Annotated in this window: 16 protein-coding genes and 1 riboswitch; of the genes, 13 read left to right on the forward strand and 3 right to left on the reverse strand. The window is 69.1% G+C overall.

Going from position 1 to position 17479, the window contains the following annotated elements:
* The first annotated feature begins 279 nt into the window (after nucleotides 1–279).
* Nucleotides 280–444: riboswitch (cyclic di-AMP (ydaO/yuaA leader) on the forward strand.
* Nucleotides 445–458: 14 nt separating this feature from the next.
* From GO592_RS08690 to GO592_RS08705, 4 genes are all read left to right on the forward strand, one after another.
* Nucleotides 459–1004, forward strand: coding sequence for an NlpC/P60 family protein (locus tag GO592_RS08690; RefSeq protein ID WP_039951278.1), 546 nt, complete (start codon nucleotides 459–461; stop codon nucleotides 1002–1004).
* A 377-nt stretch (nucleotides 1005–1381) separates the two neighbouring features.
* Nucleotides 1382–2434: a C40 family peptidase gene (locus GO592_RS08695; RefSeq protein ID WP_005260128.1), complete on the forward strand. Its 1053-nt coding sequence runs from the start codon at nucleotides 1382–1384 to the stop codon at nucleotides 2432–2434.
* Nucleotides 2435–2483: 49 nt separating this feature from the next.
* Nucleotides 2484–3845 carry a peptidase MA family metallohydrolase gene (locus GO592_RS08700; RefSeq protein WP_007297464.1) on the forward strand — a complete coding sequence of 454 codons (1362 nt, stop codon included), beginning with the start codon at nucleotides 2484–2486 and terminating at the stop codon, nucleotides 3843–3845.
* 43 nt (nucleotides 3846–3888) lie between these two features.
* Complete coding sequence (locus GO592_RS08705) at nucleotides 3889–5016, forward strand: glycosyltransferase family 4 protein (protein WP_007297463.1); 1128 nt, start codon at nucleotides 3889–3891, stop codon at nucleotides 5014–5016.
* 60 nt (nucleotides 5017–5076) lie between these two features.
* Here the strand turns inward: GO592_RS08705 and GO592_RS08710 are convergent, their stop codons facing one another.
* Entirely contained in the window at nucleotides 5077–6888 is a 1812-nt protein-coding gene (locus tag GO592_RS08710; RefSeq protein WP_007297462.1) for an AMP-dependent synthetase/ligase, read from the reverse strand.
* A gap of 168 nt (nucleotides 6889–7056) precedes the next feature.
* On the opposite strand from GO592_RS08710, the gene GO592_RS08715 reads away from it, so the two are divergent.
* The 6 genes from GO592_RS08715 to GO592_RS08740 all read left to right on the forward strand — a co-directional run bounded on the left by GO592_RS08715 (nucleotide 7057) and on the right by GO592_RS08740 (nucleotide 11611).
* A complete protein-coding gene (locus GO592_RS08715; RefSeq protein WP_007297461.1) occupies nucleotides 7057–7431 on the forward strand; it encodes a hypothetical protein in 375 nt (124 codons plus the stop codon).
* Nucleotides 7432–7582: 151 nt separating this feature from the next.
* Nucleotides 7583–8020, forward strand: coding sequence for an SRPBCC family protein (locus GO592_RS08720; RefSeq protein WP_005247694.1), 438 nt, complete (start codon nucleotides 7583–7585; stop codon nucleotides 8018–8020).
* Nucleotides 8017–9258, forward strand: coding sequence for an ArsA family ATPase (locus GO592_RS08725; protein WP_080606193.1), 1242 nt, complete (start codon nucleotides 8017–8019; stop codon nucleotides 9256–9258). The genes GO592_RS08720 and GO592_RS08725 overlap by 4 nt, the downstream gene beginning before the upstream one ends.
* Complete coding sequence (locus GO592_RS08730) at nucleotides 9255–9656, forward strand: hypothetical protein (RefSeq protein WP_007297460.1); 402 nt, start codon at nucleotides 9255–9257, stop codon at nucleotides 9654–9656. Before GO592_RS08725 ends, GO592_RS08730 begins: the two co-directional genes overlap by 4 nt.
* 52 nt (nucleotides 9657–9708) lie before the next feature.
* Nucleotides 9709–10722 (forward strand): ROK family protein, encoded by a 1014-nt coding sequence (locus GO592_RS08735; protein WP_007297459.1) that lies wholly within the window; start codon nucleotides 9709–9711, stop codon nucleotides 10720–10722.
* A gap of 130 nt (nucleotides 10723–10852) precedes the next feature.
* Nucleotides 10853–11611, forward strand: coding sequence for a lysophospholipid acyltransferase family protein (locus GO592_RS08740; protein ID WP_005260161.1), 759 nt, complete (start codon nucleotides 10853–10855; stop codon nucleotides 11609–11611).
* 13 nt (nucleotides 11612–11624) lie between these two features.
* On the opposite strand, the gene GO592_RS08745 is transcribed toward GO592_RS08740, so the two are convergent.
* A complete protein-coding gene (locus GO592_RS08745; RefSeq protein WP_005260163.1) occupies nucleotides 11625–12947 on the reverse strand; it encodes a glycosyltransferase 87 family protein in 1323 nt (440 codons plus the stop codon).
* Nucleotides 12948–13014: 67 nt separating this feature from the next.
* Here GO592_RS08745 and GO592_RS08750 point away from each other — a divergent pair, with 67 nt between their 5' ends.
* Entirely contained in the window at nucleotides 13015–13506 is a 492-nt protein-coding gene (locus GO592_RS08750) for a polyadenylate-specific 3'-exoribonuclease AS (RefSeq protein WP_007297458.1), read from the forward strand.
* A gap of 42 nt (nucleotides 13507–13548) precedes the next feature.
* A complete protein-coding gene (locus tag GO592_RS08755) occupies nucleotides 13549–14934 on the forward strand; it encodes a class II 3-deoxy-7-phosphoheptulonate synthase (RefSeq protein WP_005247669.1) in 1386 nt (461 codons plus the stop codon).
* A gap of 43 nt (nucleotides 14935–14977) precedes the next feature.
* Here GO592_RS08755 and pknB read toward each other — a convergent pair whose 3' ends face one another.
* Complete coding sequence (gene pknB / locus GO592_RS08760) at nucleotides 14978–16996, reverse strand: Stk1 family PASTA domain-containing Ser/Thr kinase (protein WP_039951276.1); 2019 nt, start codon at nucleotides 16994–16996, stop codon at nucleotides 14978–14980.
* Nucleotides 16997–17106: 110 nt separating this feature from the next.
* On the opposite strand from pknB, the gene GO592_RS08765 reads away from it, so the two are divergent.
* Complete coding sequence (locus tag GO592_RS08765) at nucleotides 17107–17475, forward strand: Rv2175c family DNA-binding protein (protein WP_007297456.1); 369 nt, start codon at nucleotides 17107–17109, stop codon at nucleotides 17473–17475.
* Nucleotides 17476–17479 lie beyond the last annotated feature (4 nt).

Raw genomic sequence — 17479 nt, forward strand, 5'->3', positions numbered from 1 at the left:
GTTCGGTCCGCGGCACCCCGTTGAACAGCAGGAACACGGCGTGGGGAGAAATCGGGGAGTCGTGAGGGTCCGCGAAATGCCTACTCCCGCTGTCGGAAAGAGATCGGAAACAAACCGCTTGTTATCCAGTCGTTACCGAATGTGGGTATCGCGCGCCCGCAAAGCCGGAATCGGCCCAAACGGACACTTTCCGCGTGTTCCGGTCGACATCGGGGTATTCCATTTCGTAACCTTCCTGAGACCTAGCGGAGTCTCGCAGCCCCAACACCGGGGCAGCATCGCTAGTCACCGCCTAATCGGCCACTCGCGAGAGCGGTCGTACCGGGAACCCAAGTTTCTACTGGGGTGAATCCCGCCGGGACGTCCTCACGCACCGGTGGGTAGGGCTGATCTTCCCAGCCCGAACCCGTCAGCTAACTCGGTCGGCGGATGAATGGAAGAAACGGAGCACCCCTTTCGTGGCGTCACAAGTTTCCAAGCGGAGTGTGCGACGGGCAGTCGTCGCCGGCGCGCTCGCAGTCGGAGCGCTCACCGCTACCGCGGCCCCCGCGGCCGCAGATCCCGTCACCATCCCCGGAGTCGGAACCTTCGAGATCCCGGGTGTCGTCATCCCGCAGATCCCCGGTGTCCCGAACCTGCCCGCGCCCCCGGCGCCGGCCAGCACCGCAGGTGACAAGGCCGTTCAGGCTGCTCAGACCAAGCTCGGCTCGCCGTACGTCTACGGCGCCGCGGGCCCCAACTCGTTCGACTGCTCCGGCCTGGTGCAGTGGGCGTTCAAGCAGGCCGGACTGAACCTGCCGCGTACCAGCTACGCGCAGGCAGCGGCAGGCACTCCCGTGTCGCAGTCCGATCTCCGCCCCGGCGACGTGGTCTCCTTCTACGGCGGATCGCACTCGGGCATCTACGCCGGCAACGGCAACGTGATCCACGCCTCCACCGAGGGTCAGCCCGTCAAGTTGGCGCCCATCGCGTCCATGCCTTTCGACGGCGCACGCCGCTACTGATCCACACACGAGGCGAGGCATCCACCGAGTCGAGGGCGGGGATGCACGGGGTAGCTTCGTAGGATCTCGCACGACCATCGAGGGTGGGTTCGAATCGCGATTCGAACCCACCCTCGATGTCGTTGCGCCCCAGGTAGGCAGCGAGTCGTCCACTCGCCGGTGGTCCCCGCCACCGTTCGTGACATGGGTGGACACAAACGTATGCCATTCCGTAACCTATCCGAGACCTTGCGAAGTCTTGTCGCGCCAACCGGGCGGCAACGCGGGTCACCACCTCTTCGGCACTCCACGGTCGCCTCGGCCGCGGAAATCCCTGAGCCACGCACCGGACACCCGACCCGGCTGGTGGAGATCGACGATCGGAGAACTGCATTTCCGTGGCCTCACACAAGATGAAGCGCTCCCTGGGCAGCGTGCTGACAGCCGGCGTGCTATCGGTGGCGCTCGTGTCGCTGCCCGCGATCCAGGCGGGTGCAGACCCGGTCACCACCAACCCGACCGAAGCACTGACGAAGCTCGGTGACCTGTCCCGGCAGTCCGAGCAGACGTCGGAAGCACTCCACAACGCGCAGATCGATCTCGAGGCCAAACAATCGGCGCAACGCGACGCCGATGCCAAGCTTGCGGCCGACCAGGGTGTGCTCGACGCCGCCAACGCGCGCGTCGCCGTCTTCCAGCCCGTGGTGAACAAGCTCGCCACCGCCAACTACCAGGGCGCACGGACCAATCGCCTCTTCGCCGTGATGGTGAGCGATTCGCCGCAGCAACTCCTGGACCAGATGTCCGCTCTGGACGCCATCTCCAACGACACCCGCAATCAGGTCGCGCAATTCCAATCGGCAACGTCGGAAGCCACCGAGGCGGCCGAGGCGTCGAAGAAGTCCGCTGATGCCGCGCGGTCCGCGACCGAGCAGGCCAAAGCCGTGAGCGACGACCTGCAACGCAAACAGAGCGACCTGCAGGCGCAGATCGCCGACGTGATCAAGGCATTCGGAGATCTCACCGGCGCCGAACGCGACCAGCTGGCGGGGACGCCCTTCCCGCCCGGCTTCGACCCGAACACGATCCTCGCGCACCTCACCCCCGGCTCGGGCACGAGCGCGCTGCAGGCAGGCATGACCCGCATCGGCGACCCGTACGTGTGGGGTGCCACCGGTCCGGACGAATTCGACTGCTCGGGACTCGTCGTGTGGGCGTACAAGCAGATCGGCAAGACGCTGCCGAGGTCCAGTCAGGCGCAGGCCAGCGGCGGCACCCCGGTGTCCCGCGACGCCCTGCAGCCCGGCGACGTCGTCCTCTTCTACAACGACGCGTCCCACGTCGGCCTCTATGCCGGAAACGGCAACATTCTCCACGCCTCGACGTTCGGTGTTCCGGTGAAGATCGAGTCGATGGCGAAGTTCCCCTTCTACGGGGCGCGCCGCTACTGACGGCGACCGTCCGACAGCGGCGCCCGGGCGTGCTCATACACTCACCGGCGTGCCCGCTTCAGACCCGTCTCCCGCAACGGATCCGACCTCGCGCCGTCAGGCGCGCCCGTGGGAGCTGGCCGCACTGGCCGGACTCGTTCTCGCCGTCGTCGTCGTACTCGCACTGACCGGGTTCTCCCGGACCGAGCGGGCAGCCGACGGGGCCGTCGGCGCCGTGCAGGCCGACGCCGAGGCGCGTGCGGCAGCCGTCCAGACGCTCCTCGACACCTGGGCGTCGGCCGTGCGGACGAACGACGCGGCCCGGCTTGCCGGTCTGATGGATCGGGCGGCGGCACCGGGATTCCTGGCCGCCGAGACGCGGCGGGCGGGCAACGTTGCCGGGGTGGAATTCTCGGACTGGGGCTACGAGATCGCCGAGGGAGCCGAGACAGCGGTGCCGTCGAGTCTCGTCGACGCGATCCGGGCCGATGAGGTGTGGGCCCCCGCCGTGCAACTCCGCTACGCGATCGCGGACGAGAGTCCCACCCGCAAACCGGTGTCTCTCGTCGTCGCCCGGCGCGGCGACCGCTGGGCACTCGTCAGCGACAGCGCCACCGTGGACGGCGAGCGGCGGACCTGGCGCGGACCGTGGGATTTCGGACCCGTCGTGTCGCGCCGCGTCGACACCGGTGACGGGCGGACGTCGGTGGTGCTCGGACATCCCGAGAACGCCACCATGGTCGACCGGCTGGCGGACGAACTCCCCGCCGCCGTCGTCAACGCCACCCAGCTGTGGGGTTCGAACTGGGCGGGCCGCGCGCTCGTGTGGGTCGCGGGATCGCAGGACGAGTTCACGGCTCTCGTCGGGCCGAATCACGACGGACGCGACATCGCCGCCGTCGCCATCTCGGACGCCGTCGACCCCGACGCCGCCACGGTCACCGGACAGCGAATCGTGTTCAGCCCCGCGTCGGCGGACCGGCTGACCGAGATCACCCGGCGCGCGATCCTGCGGCACGAGCTGATCCACGTGGCGGCACGCGCCGAGACGGTGGACCGCTCGCCGATGTGGGTGCTGGAGGGCTACGCGGAGTACGCGGCCTACCGGGGGACCGGCGAGGCCGAACGGCAGATCGCGCCGGCACTGACCGCGCAGGTGGGTGCCGAGGGTCCGCCGACCGAGTTCCCCGAGGACACCGACTTCTCCGGGTACGGACAACGCGGTTCGGTCGCCTACGAGACGGCGTGGTCGATCAACGCCTTCGTCGCGGAGCAGTACGGTGAATCGAGGCTGACCGAGCTGTACCGGACGCTGGCCGTGGGAGAGGCCGATCCGGAAACGGTCGACGGGCGGCTGTCCGACGTCCTCGGCGTCGACGCCGATCAATTCCGCGACCGCTGGACCGACTGGGTGGGTGCTCACCTGGGGTGACCCTGCGTCGGTCGCCGCACGGTCCACCGCCTACGGTGATCACATGCGCCGAACCCTGTTGGTGACGAACGATTTTCCGCCGCGACCCGGCGGAATTCAGTCGTACCTGCACACCTTCGCCAAGCACCTGCCCGCCGACGACCTGGTCGTCTACGCCCCGCGCTGGCGCGGCGACTCGCACATCAAGTTCGATGCGCGGCAACCGTTTCAGGTCCTCCGGCACCCCACCACCTTGATGGTGCCCACACCGTTCGTCGCCCGCCGTGCCGCCACGTTGCTCGCCGAACACGACTGCACGGGCGTCTGGTTCGGCGCAGCCGCCCCGCTCGCGCTGCTGAGTTCGACGCTGCGCCGCGCCGGGGCGGAACGGGTGGTCGCGAGTACCCACGGGCACGAGGTCGGCTGGTCGATGCTCCCCGCCGCGCGACAGGCCCTCGGACGGATCGGCGACCGGACCGACGTCGTCACGTATGTCAGCCGGTACACGAGGGGCCGCTTCGCGTCCGCGTTCGGCGCGAGTGCCGCGCTCGAACACCTGCCGCCGGGAGTCGACACCGACCTGTTCACCCCGGACAGCGGCGCGCGGGCCGAACTGCGGTCCCGCTACGGGCTGGGGGAGCGGCCGACGGTCCTGTGCCTGTCCCGTCTCGTGCCCCGCAAGGGCCAGGACATCCTCATCAAGGCGCTCCCGGGCATCCGCGAGCACATCGACGGCGCCGTGCTCGTGATCGTCGGCGGCGGCCCCTACGAGGACCGCCTGCGCTCGCTCGCGCGCTCGGTCGGGGTGGAGGACCACGTCGTGTTCACGGGCACGGTGCCGTCCGCCGAGCTGGCGGCGCACCACACGATCGCCGACGTGTTCGCGATGCCGTGCCGCACGAGGGGCGCGGGACTCGACGTCGAGGGCCTCGGCATCGTCTTCCTCGAGGCGTCCGCCACCGGTGTGCCGGTCGTCGCCGGACAGTCCGGTGGCGCCCCGGAAACGGTGCGGCAGAACGAAACCGGCATGGTCGTGGACGGCACGTCGGTGGCCGAGGTGGCGCGTTCGGTGATCTCGGTCCTGTCGGACCGCGACCGCGCGGCCGCGATGGGGGCGGCCGGCCGCGAATGGGTCAGGGCGGAGTGGCGATGGGACGTGCTCGCCGCCAAGCTCCAGGCACTGCTTGCATGACCGCCCGTGAGTACTTGTCAACCGCCCGCGGTTGACAAGTACTCACGAGCCCGGAGGGCACTATTTGGCGTAGATGGCGGCGATGTCGTCGGCGAAGCTGTCGTGCACCACGTTGCGCTTGAGCTTCATCGTCGGCGTGAGCTCGCCGGTCTCCTCCGTGAAGTCGACGGGCAGGACCCGGAACTTCTTGATGGCCTCCGCGTGCGACACGAGCTTGTTGGCCTCCGCGACGGCCTCGTCGATCTCGGCCGTGAGGTCGGCGTCGGCGAGCAGATCCGCGACCGTCGTGCCTGCGGGCTTGCTGTTGCGCTCGTTCCACGCGGGCAGCGCGTCGGCGTCGATGGTGATCAGCGCGCCGATGAACGGCTGCTGGTCTCCGACGACGATGGCCTGGCTGATCAGCGGGTGCGCACGCAGGTGATCCTCGAGCTGGGCGGGGGAGACGTTCTTGCCGCCCGCTGTGACGATGATCTCCTTCTTGCGGCCGGTGATGGTGATGTACCCGTCCGCGTCGACCGATCCGAGGTCGCCGGTGTGGAACCAGCCGTTCTCGATCGCGTCGGCGGTCGCGTTCTCGTTGCGCCAGTAGCCGCTGAAGACGACCGGCCCCGACAGCAGGATCTCGCCGTCGTCGGCGATGCGAACGGAATTGCCCGCCAACGGCTTGCCGACCGAGCCGACCTTCTGCTCGCCGATCGTGTTGACCGCGAACGCCGCGGACGTCTCGGTGAGGCCGTAGCCCTCGTAGATCGTGATGCCGATGCCGCGGAAGAAGTGGCCGAGGCGGGCGCCGAGCGGGGCGCCGCCGGAGATCGCCAGCTGGCACTTGCCGCCGAGCGCCGCCCGCAGCTTCGAGAACACCACCTTGTCGAACAGCGCGTGCTTGGCCTTGAGCACCAGCCCCGGCCCGCCCTTGTCCTGAGCCTCGCTCCAGGCGATGGCCGTCTCGGCGGCGGCGTCGAAGATCTTGCCCTTGCCCTCGCCGTGGGCCTTGGCCCGGGCGCTGTTGTACACCTTCTCGAACACACGCGGCACGGACAAGATGAAGTCGGGGCGGAACTCGCCGAACGTGGGGACGAGGTTCGGGATGTCGCTGGTGTGTCCGAGTGCGGCGCCGGCGTCGAACGACGCGATGCTGACGGCGCGCGCCAGGACGTGCGCCATCGGCAGGAACATGAGGGTGCTGACGCCGGGCGTCTTCAGCAGGGTGCCGAGACTGGAATCGAGGATGCCCTTGGACTCTGCGATGAGGTTGGAATGCGTGAGCTGGCAGCCCTTGGGCCTGCCGGTGGTGCCGGAGGTGTAGATGAGGGTGGCCGGATCGCTCGACTTCAGCGCGGCCACGCGGGCCTGGACTTCGGAGTCGGGTACGTCGGCGCCCAGTTCGGTCAGTTCCTCGACGACGCCACGGCCGCCGTCGGACACCTCGATCTGGTAGACGCCGCGGAGCGCGGTCGCCTCGGCGGCGACGGCCTTCACGGTGGCCGCGTGCGTCGCGTTCTCGACGACGAGATCGATCGCGGCGGAGTCCTCGAGGATCCACCGGACCTGCTCGGCGGAGGACGTCTCGTAGATCGGGACGGTGACGCCGCCCGCTGCCCAGATCGCGAAGTCGACGAGGGGCCACTCGTACCGGGTGGCCGACATCAGTGCCACCCGGTCGCCCTGTTGGACGCCGAGGGCGATGAGACCCTTGGCGACCGCGGTGACCTGAGCCGCGAACTCGGCGGCCGTGACGTCGGTCCAGCGTCCGCCGATCTTGCGCTTGTACACGACCAGCGTCGGGTCGGCCACGGCGTGGGCGAACACCGAGTCGACCGCGGACGCGTCCTCCGCGATCGTGAACGACTGTGGCGCGCTGAACTCGGGCACGAAAACCTCCGACACTGAAGATACTGACGAGTAGGATTGTGGTCCCAACTTTAGACCTTCCCCCGCCCGGCCTGCTTCCAGGCCGAAGAAGGGTGGTCAGAGCCCTGCCGGCGAGGTGCTGCGGAACCCCGCGGCCACCGTCGGCGGCGGTATGTGAAGCTAGTCGCCGTGAGCAGCATTCAGGTCGCAGACCAGACGTTCATCGCGGCCCCACCACAGCAGGTCGCGGCGGCGATCGCCCCGCCGGCCCGCTGGCGCCGGTGGTGGCCCGATCTCACTCTCGCCGTCCGCGAGGACCGGGCCGAGAAGGGCATCCGGTGGACGGTGGCCGGATCCCTCACCGGGACGATGGAAGTGTGGCTCGAGCCGGTGCTGGACGGGGCGATCGTCCACTACTTCCTCCACGCCGAACCGGCCCGCAGCGAGGGCACCCCCGATCTGGCCGCACTGAACCGTCGCAGGCGCGTCGAGGGAAAGGTCATGTCCTTCGAGGTGAAGAAGGAACTCGAGGCCGGTCGCGCTGCGGGAGAACCGCCGTCCTGAGGCAGATCCGGCCGCGCGGCTGGGTCGGCATTGTGTCAGGGCGCCGAGATCGTGTGTGATAGTCGGGCACAACACAGACATACGACACCGGTAACGGCGTGGCCCCGCGATCGACGAGCGGGTCGGCCAGGCGAAAGGAAGCGTTCACTCCATGCCCGAGAGGACCAAGAGGTCGATCAGTATCGAGGCGCCGCCCGCCCGGGTGATGGATGTGATCGCCGACTTCGACGCGTACCCGGCGTGGGTGGCCGCAGCGAAGTCCGTCGAGGTCATGGAACCCGGACAGGGCGGCCGGGCCGACCGGGTGCGGTTCGTGCTCGACGCGGGCATGGTCAAGGACACGTACGTACTCCGCTACGACTGGGCTCCCGACGGCAAATCGGTCAGCTGGGAGCTCGAGTCCGGTGAGATCCAGAAGTCGCAGTTCGGTTCGTACGTTCTGGAGGACGAGCCGGGCGGCGGCACCACCGTCACATACGAGCTCACCGTCGACCTCACCATTCCGATGATCGGCCTGTTCAAGCGCAAGGCGGAGAAGGCGATCACCGACACCGCGCTCAAGGAACTCAAGAAGCGGGTGGAAGGCTGAGCAGCGAGGGTCGTGCCGGACCTGCGCGGGTCCAGTTCTTCGTAGGGAAGGGGGGCGTCGGGAAGACGACGCTCGCGGCCGCGACGGCGCAGGCGGCCGCAGAGGCGGGAAACCGGACTCTCCTCGTCTCCCTCGACCAGGCGCACTCCCTCGCCGACGTGATCGGGATCGCCGCCGCCCGGGACCTCGTGTCCGTCACCGACACCCTCGACGTGCTCGAACTCGACACCCTCACGTTGCTCGAGAACAGATTCCGGAGTCTGGCAGCGGTTCTCGCCGCCGCCGGATCGCACGACCACGGTGCCCAGCTGTCGGCGCTCGAACCGGAGGAGCTGACCGGGCTTCCCGGCGTGCAGGACGTGCTCGGGCTGCGCGAGATCGTCCGGTTCGCCACCGAGGGCGACTACGACGCCGTCGTGGTCGACTGCCCGCCCACCGCGGACTGCCTGCGGACGCTCGCCGCGCCTGCAATGGCCCTCGAGTACATCGAGCGGGTGTGGCCGCAGCACCGCCGCATCGTCGCGCTCCTGGGTTCCGATCCGCGCCTCGTCATGCTGGTGACGCTGATCGAACAGGTCGTCGCCGCGGTCGGCGAGGTCCGGGAGATGCTCGCGAACCGGGCGAAAACCACTGTGCGACTAGTGACGACGCCGGAGCGGGTGGTGCTGACGGAGACCCGGCGCACCGTGGCGGTGGCCGCGCTGTCCGGCCTGCGCATCGATGCGATCCTCGTGAACAACCTTCTGCCGCACTTCGATTCGCCGGCAGGACACGACGATCCCGGTGTGGCATGGTTGATCAGGCGGCGAGCCCTGCAGCAGCGGGTGCTCGCCGAGCTGACCGCCTCCGCGGGCGCCACGGTGATCCTCTCGGTGACCCGGTCGGTGACGGAGCCGGTAGGGTGGGCCGATCTCGGCGGAATCGCCCGGGAGTTGTATGCCGACGACACAGACGCGGTTGCGGTGTTGGGGAAAAACCCGCCTGCAGTGCGGGTGGGGCTGGAATCGGGGGCCGGTGTGGATTCTGTGTACACGATGCGGATGTATCTTCCGCTCGTGAACCCGTCGACCCTCACGTTGGGTCGAGTGGAGGACGACTTGGTCGTGGGAGCTGAAGGGGTGCGCCGCCGGGTCCGCCTCGCCTCGGTCCTGCGCCGGTGCGTCGTCGCGGGCGCAGAACTCGACGGAAGCGATCTGGTCGTGCGCTTCACGCCCGACCCGCAGGTGTGGCCGGTATGAACGACGACCACGCGCAGCTCGTGGCAGAGTTGCGGGCGCTCGCCGAGACCGCACTGGACCGTCTCGAGCCGATTCTCCAGCGCGCGGCGGCGCCGCACGCCCCGGCGGACGCCGAGGGTGCAGTGCCCGGAACCGGGCAGTGGTCGGGGTGCACATGGTGCCCGGTGTGCGCACTCGCGGCCCTGATCCGCGGTGAGCAGCACGACCTCGTGACCCTGCTCGCCGGCCAGGCGTCCGTGCTGATCGCGGTGCTGCGGCAGGTCCTCGACGAGCATGCCGTTCACGACACCCCGGACCCCGGCGGCCCCGACACTCCGGAACCCGGCCCGGGCGGTGGAACGCCCGAACCGGACGGCGGCTCGGCGTTCGAGCCGATCACGGTCACCATCAAGCATTGAGCGTGCTCAGCGCGGACCGGATCGCCGGACTCGTGCACGTCGGCGATCCGGCATGGGCACAATCATCTCCATGAGCACAGGCACGGGCAGCGAACGTGGCGGCAGCGCGGCGCTGACCATCGGCATCGACGTGGGTGGAACGAGCATCCGTGCGTCGGTGGTCGACTCGGCCGGTGAGGTGCTCGACTCGCTCCAGTCGCCGACCCCGGCGTCGGCGAAGGCACTCGAGAACGGCCTGGACCGCGCGGTCCGGGAGCTGTCCGCGCGGCACGACGTCGCCGCGGTGGGGCTGGCGGTCGCCGGGTTCATCACGCCCGACCGCACGACGGTGCGGTTCGCGCCGCATCTGCCGTGGGTGGGTGCACCCGTCGGCCGGGACCTCGGGCAGCGTCTCGGTCTCCCGGTGATCCTCGAGCACGACGTGAACGCGGCGGCCTGGGCCGAGCACCGGTTCGGTGCGGCCGCAGGCGGCCGGAACGTGGTGATGCTCGCGATCGGCACGGGTATCGGCGCGGCGCTCCTCGCGGACGGCCGGCTGTACCGCGGCAGCCACGGCGTCGCACCCGAACTCGGCCACATCCAGGTGGTCCCCGACGGGCGCCCGTGCGCGTGCGGCAAACACGGCTGCTGGGAGCGGTACTGCAGCGGGACGGCCCTCGTCGACACCGCGATCGAACTTCTGGCCGCGGATCCGGCGACGTCGACCGTCCTGGCGCGGGAGGTGGCGGTCGATCCCGGTGCGCTGACGGGCCGGCGGATCGCGGGCGCGGCACAGGACGGCGATCCACTGGCACTGGAGACCATGCGGGAGTTCGCCCGTTGGCTCGGCGTCGGCCTGGCGCTCATCGGGGACGTGTACGACCCGGATCTCGTCGTGATCGCCGGTGGGGTCGCGAGTTCCTCACCGCTGTTCATCGACGAGGCCCGCGAGCACTACGCGGCGCTGTCGACGGGGGCCGGGCACCGGCCGCTCGCCCGCATCCGGCCTACCCAGCTGGGGGAGGCGGCGGGCATGATCGGAGCGGCGGAACTCGCTCGGGCCGTCCTGCCCGATCGGGTGGGTTGACGTCCGGCCTACTGCTGTAAACCCGCAGAGTGTGATGCTGTGCGGGGTTCCCGGGCGTGTGTAGCGACCCTCACCCACCCGAAGTAGAGTCGACCCGAACGAAGCTTGGGTTGTGAACGGGAGGGACGCCATGTGGTACTGGCTCTTCAAGTACGTGTTTTTGGGGCCGGTTCTCTGGGGGCTGGGTAGGCCGACTGTGGAGGGTACGGAGAACATTCCGGCGGAGGGTGGCGCCATATTGGCGAGTAACCATCAGGCCGTGCTGGATTCGTTCTTCCTGCCGTTGCGTGTGCCGCGGAGGATCACTTTTCTCGCAAAGAGCGAGTACTTCACCGGGACGGGACTCAAGGGCGCTTTCCAGCGCTGGTTCTTCTCGGTGGTCGGCCAGGTGCCGATCGACCGGACGGGCGCGGACGCCGCGCAGGACGCATTGAACGCCGGGTTGCGCGTCCTCTCGCAGGGCAAGCTGCTCGGCATCTACCCGGAGGGCACCCGGTCGCCCGACGGCCGCCTCTACAAGGGCAAGACGGGCCTGGCCCGCATGGCTCTCGAATCCGGTGTGAAGGTCATCCCGGTCGCCATGATCGGAACGGAGAAGGTCAACCCGATCGGCTCCCGGGTGTGGCGTCCTTCTAAGGTCACCATCCGCGTCGGTGAGCCCATCGACTTCTCGCGGTTCGAGGGCATGGGCGGCAACCGTTTCGTGGAGCGGGCCGTCACCGACGAGGTCATGTACAAGCTGATGAAGCTGTCGGGTCAGGAGTACGTCGACATCTACGCGGCGACGCTGAAGAAGAAGGCGCCCGCCGCCGACGCCTCGGTGGCCGATGTGGCGCCGGCGAGCGACGCGACCACCGTCACGCGACTGCCGGACACGCGGGCGAGCTGACCGCCGCGACCTCTCAGCCGACGGGGACGGTGAGATCGTCGGAGGTCTCCGACCGATCGTCCTCGTCGGACTGTGAGGGGCGGGTGCGGAACGCGACGATCGCGACCAGCACCACGGCGAGTCCCCACCACACGTACGACGACGCCAGGAACTGATCCCACAGATTCCAGTGGGTTCCGCTCCAGCGGCCCACCCCGAGTTTCCAGTGCGCGGCGAGCCTCACGACGACGACGCCGGCCACGGCCGTGACCGCCAGGGCGACACTCCGGCGGCGGTAGGCGAGGACCCCGAGCACGAGGATCACCGGCACCGACCACACCCAGTGGTGCGACCAGGACACGGGGGAGACGAGCAGTCCGAGAACGGCGTTGAGTCCCAGCGCGAGCGCGGTCTCGCCGGACCGGAGCGCCCGCGCCATCGCGAGAATCACGAGTGCGAGAACCACGACGCTCAGCAGCAGCCAGAACGGGGTGCGCACCGAGTCGCTCAGGCCGAGCCGGGCCAGCACACCGGTGATGCTCTGGTTCGCCGGATACGCCGGGGTGCCGATCCGATCGGAATCGAAGAGGGTGTGCGTCCAGTAGGTGACGGAGTCGTTCCACGTCGCGATCGCGCCCACTGCGCTGAACGCGAGGAAACTGACCCCGGTCACGACGGCAGAGCGGAAGTCCTTGCGCACCAGGAAGTACAGGATGAACACGGCGGGCGTCAGCTTCACCGCCGCCGCGAGGCCGATCAGCACGCCGCGCGGCCACGGCGTCTTCTTCGGCAGGCAGTCCGCGGCGACCAGCAGCATAAGCAGGATGTTGATCTGCCCGTAGTCCAGGGTCGACGAGACGGGTTCGAGGGCCATCGACACCGCGAGCGCACCGAGGGCAGTCCACACCAGCGTGGTGCGGGGTGCGATGCCCAGCGAGTCGAGCGTGACGACGAGAACACCGAACAACGCGATCAGCGACAACACCGTCACGACGGTCCCGGCAGTCGCCAGCGACACCGTCGACAGCGGACTGAAGACGACGGCGGCGAGCGGCGGGTACGTGAACGGCAGGAAGTTGCCCATCTGGGTGGCCGGCATCGACCCGTATAGGGTCGGGCCGTGCAGGAACACCGAACCGCCCAGGCGGTAGACGTCGAGATCCAGCCGGTAGTAACTGCCGAAGTCCCGCAGGCCGGGCAGTCCGAGCAGGTTGTAGGCGAATCCGATTGCGAGCCCGGCGAGGACGAGGACTCGGACGACGAGACCTCCGATGCGGAGATGCAGAGGCACCCGCGGGGGGTCGATCAGGTCCGCGACAGGGGCGGCGGACTGTCGACCGTCGGAGGTTGCGCGCACCGAGGCCTCCTTCACGAGGTAGGGGTGGATCCGGATGACGCCAACGGGTGAGGCATAGTTTGCGGGCGTGCGTTACTTCTACGACTGCGAGTTCATCGAGGATGGTCGCACGATCGACCTGGTGTCGATCGGGGTGGTCGCGGAGGACGGACGTGAATTCTACGCGGTGTCCACCGAGTTCGATCCCGACCGCGCGGGCAAGTGGGTGCGCAGGAACGTGCTGCCGAAGCTGCCGCCGCCGTCGTCGCCCCTCTGGAAGAGCCGCGCCCGCATTCGCGACAACCTCTACGCGTTCCTGATTCCCCGGCCCGGCATCGTCCCCGAACTGTGGGCGTGGGTGGCCGCCTACGACCACGTCGCCCTCTGCCAGTTGTGGGGGGACATGACGGAGCTGCCGCAGTCGCTGCCCCGGTACACGCGGGAACTCCGCCAGTACTGGGAGGAACACGGCAGCCCGGCGCTCCCACCTGCACCGGGGGACGCCCACGACGCCCTCGCCGACGCCCGGCACAACCTGGCGAAGTTCGAGGCAGTTCGGGCGGCGCGCTCACTCCGGTGACCTGACTCGCCATCGCTCCGGTCGAGCGAATATCCTGTATGGGTGAACTGGACTGTCGACGTGCCGATCGACCGCTTGCCCGAACTCCCGCCGCTGCCCACCGAGATGCGTGAGCGCCTCGATGCAGCGCTGGCCAAGCCCGCTGCCCAGCAGCCGCAATGGCCCGAGGGTCAGGCCGCCGCGATGCGGACGGTCCTCGAGAGCGTGCCACCGATCACGGTGGCCAGCGAGGTCGTGGCCCTGCAGGAGAAGCTGGCCCAGGTCGCGCGCGGCGAGGCGTTCCTCCTCCAGGGCGGTGACTGCGCCGAGACGTTCGCCGACAACACCGAGCCGCACATCAAGGGCAACATCCGCACCCTGCTGCAGATGGCCGTGGTCCTGACGTACGGAGCGAGCCTGCCCGTCGTCAAGGTCGCCCGCATCGCCGGCCAGTACGCCAAGCCGCGGTCGTCGAACGTGGACGCCCTGGGCCTGCAGTCGTACCGCGGCGACATGATCAACTCCCTCGTCGCCGACGAGGCCGTGCGCGCCCACGACCCGTCGCGGCTCGTGCGGGCGTACGCGAACGCCAGCGCCGCGATGAACCTGGTCCGCGCGCTCACCGGCGCGGGCATGGCCGACCTGCACAAGGTGCACGACTGGAACCGCGAGTTCGTGGCGTCGTCGCCGGCCGGGGCCCGGTACGAGGCACTCGCCGCGGAGATCGACCGCGGGCTGCAGTTCATGAACGCCTGCGGCGTCACCGATCCCAGCCTGCACCACGCGCAGATCTTCGCCAGCCACGAGGCGCTCGTCCTCGACTACGAGCGCGCGATGCTGCGCCTCGACAACGACGACGACCACGCCAAGCTGTACGACCTGTCCGCTCACTTCCTGTGGATCGGCGACCGCACCCGTCAGCTCGACGGGGCGCACATCGCGTTCGCCGAACTCGTGTCGAACCCGATCGGCTTGAAGATCGGACCCAGCACCACACCGGAGATGGCGGTCGAATACGTCGAGCGCCTCGACCCCACCAACAAGCCGGGTCGCCTCACCCTGATCTCGCGGATGGGGAACAACAAGGTCCGCGACCTGCTGCCGCCCATCATCGAGAAGGTCCAGGCCACCGGTCACCAGGTGATCTGGCAGTGCGACCCGATGCACGGCAACACGCACGAGGCGTCCACGGGATACAAGACCCGCCACTTCGACCGCATCGTCGACGAGGTCCAGGGATTCTTCGAGGTCCACAACGGTCTCGGCACGTACCCGGGCGGCATTCACGTCGAACTCACCGGTGAGAACGTCACCGAATGCCTCGGCGGCGCGCAGGACATCTCGGACCTCGACCTGTCGGGTCGCTACGAGACGGCGTGCGACCCCCGCCTGAACACCCAGCAGTCGCTGGAACTGGCGTTCCTCGTCGCGGAGATGCTGCGCGGCTGATCGCCCGCATCATTCGGACCCTCACTGCCCTGCACCTGCGGGGTCAGGGCAGTGAGACCAGGGTGACCGTGCTCCCGGGCTTCACGAGATCGCCGCTGCCCGGGTTCTGGCTGATGACGAACGACCTGTCCGTGTCGGTCACCGAACGCACCTTGACGTCGAGTCCGAGACGGCTCAGTTCGTCCCGCGCGGATCCGACCGTCCGGCCCAGCATCGACGGAATTCGCACCGCATTCGACACACTCAACGTCACGCTGGTACCCGCATTGATGCTGGTGCCCGCCTTCGGGCTGGTGGCGATCGCGTCCCCGGCGGCGACGTTGCGGTCGAAGTCCGTGGTGACGTCCTGCACGACGATGCCCACCGCCTCGAGTGACGCGCGGGCCTCGGCTTCCGACATACCCTTCACGTCGGGAACGTCGACCGGCGGTGCACCTTTGCTGACGATCAGTTTGACCGTGGAACCGGTCGCGAGCTCGGTACCCGGTGCCGGGTCGAGCGCGGCCACCGCACCGATCGGGACCTTCGCGCTGAACGCCTGACCACCGTCGACCGGGGTGAACGTGCGGTTCCGCAGTTCCTGCTCGATTCCGGCGCGCTCACCGCCCGCGGGCAGCGGCGGGACCGTCGGCCTCCCGAGGGAGACGAGAAGAGCCACCGTGCCGTCGCGGGAGATCCGCGAACCGCCGGTGGGATCGGTACCCAGCACCGTGTCGAGCGCAGCCGTGTCGGAATACTGCCCCCGGATCTCCGTCGACAGACCGGCCGCTTCGATCGCCGTCACCGCCGCACCGCGATCGAGACCGTCGGTGGTCGGGACCGCGGTGAATCGGCCCGAACCCATCCACCAGCCACCGAAACCCACCGCCAGGGCGAGCATCAGGATCACGAGAAGCCACACGATCGTGGTCCGGCGCGACCGCTGCCGTTCGGCGGCGAAGTCGGGGTAGTGATAGCCGTCGTCGGGTTCGTCCTCCACCCCGAACGACGGTTCGTCGATCGGCGGGCGCGGAGTCTGGGTGGTGACGACCCGCGTGTGCTGGACACCGGGCTGCGCCGGTAGCGGGCTGGGCGGCGACAGCGGTGCGGCGGGGGGAAGGTGCACGGTGGGCGGTGCGGCGGGGCCCGGCGGCGCGCTCAGGGGAGGCGCGCTCGCGGCGGCCGCGGCGCTCAGGTGCTGCGCCGAGCGTCGCGGGGCGGGCACCCGATAGGCGGGCAGGTCGAGCGCCGCAGCGATGCCGCGCAGGGCCGAGCCCATCTGCTCGGCGTTGGCGAAGCGGTGCGACGGTTCCCGGTGGGTGGCCTCCGCGACGAGTTCGTCGAACTCGGGCGGGACGCCCGCGATGAACGAACCCGGCCTCGGAACGTCCTGGTTGATCCGCTGGTAGGCGACGGACAACGACGTGTCCCCGGTGAACGGGGTCCGTCCGGTGAGGAGTTCGAACAGCAGGACACCGGTGGAGTAGACGTCGCTGCGGGTGTCCGCGATCCCGGACGTCACCTGCTCCGGCGACAGGTATGCCGCCGTGCCCAGAATCACACTGTTCGACGTGGTGGTCGACGCGGCGGCGGCCCGCACCAGACCGAAGTCGGCGATCTTCACCTCACCGCCGTCGGAGATCAGGATGTTCTCGGGTTTGATGTCGCGGTGCACGAGACCGGCCCGGTGGGCGACGGCGAGCGCGTCGAGAACCGGGCCCGCGACCGCGGCCACCGCGTGCGGCGGCATCGGCCCGCGTTCCCGGAGCAGTTCGCGGAGCGTTCCGCCGTCGACGAGTTCCATCACCAGGAACGCGTGCTCGCGGTCGTGCCCCTGGTCGTAGACCGCGACCAGCGACGGGTGCTTGAGTCGTGCGACCGAGCGGGCCTCGAACTCGAACCGGGTGACGAACGCCGGGTCGGCCGCGAACTGCGGATCCATCACCTTGATGGCCACCGGACGGTCGAGACGCGTGTCGAGCCCCCGGTAGACGGTGGACATGCCGCCACGCGCGATCGTGGCATCCACCCGATAGCGCCGGTCGAGCAGCTCGCCGATCAAACGTTGACCTCCATCGTGCACAGTGTCCGTTCCCCCGTCAGTGCGCGTGGCCCGGCCACGCGCCCCTCAATCGTAGCCAGCGACACCGACCGGTAGCGCCACGCAGGAAGCGACCAGATAACGTTAGGGGAGTGAGTGCCATCCCTTACTGTGACGATGTCCTGGACCCTTCCGTCTCGCTCCTCCAGTTGGTGGACGTCGCGAAGAACCTCGGTGTGGCCGTCACTCGTGTGCAGCAGCTTCTGCGCGATCAGCAGTTGATCGCCGTCCGACGCGACGGCGTCCTCGGTGTTCCCGAACTCTTCTTCGGCGAGACCGGCGAGACCGTGAAGTGGCTGCCCGGTCTCATCGCCGTGCTGCACGACGGCGGATTCAAGGACGAGGAAATCCTGCAGTGGCTGTTCCGTGAGGACGACAGCCTCCCCGGCGCACCCGTCCAGGCCCTGCACGGCGACCTCGCCCGCGAAGTGATCCGCCGCGCTCAGGCGATGGGATTCTGACCGC

This window comes from Rhodococcus sp. 21391, assembly GCF_016772255.1.
Taxonomy (GTDB): domain Bacteria; phylum Actinomycetota; class Actinomycetes; order Mycobacteriales; family Mycobacteriaceae; genus Rhodococcus_F; species Rhodococcus_F opacus.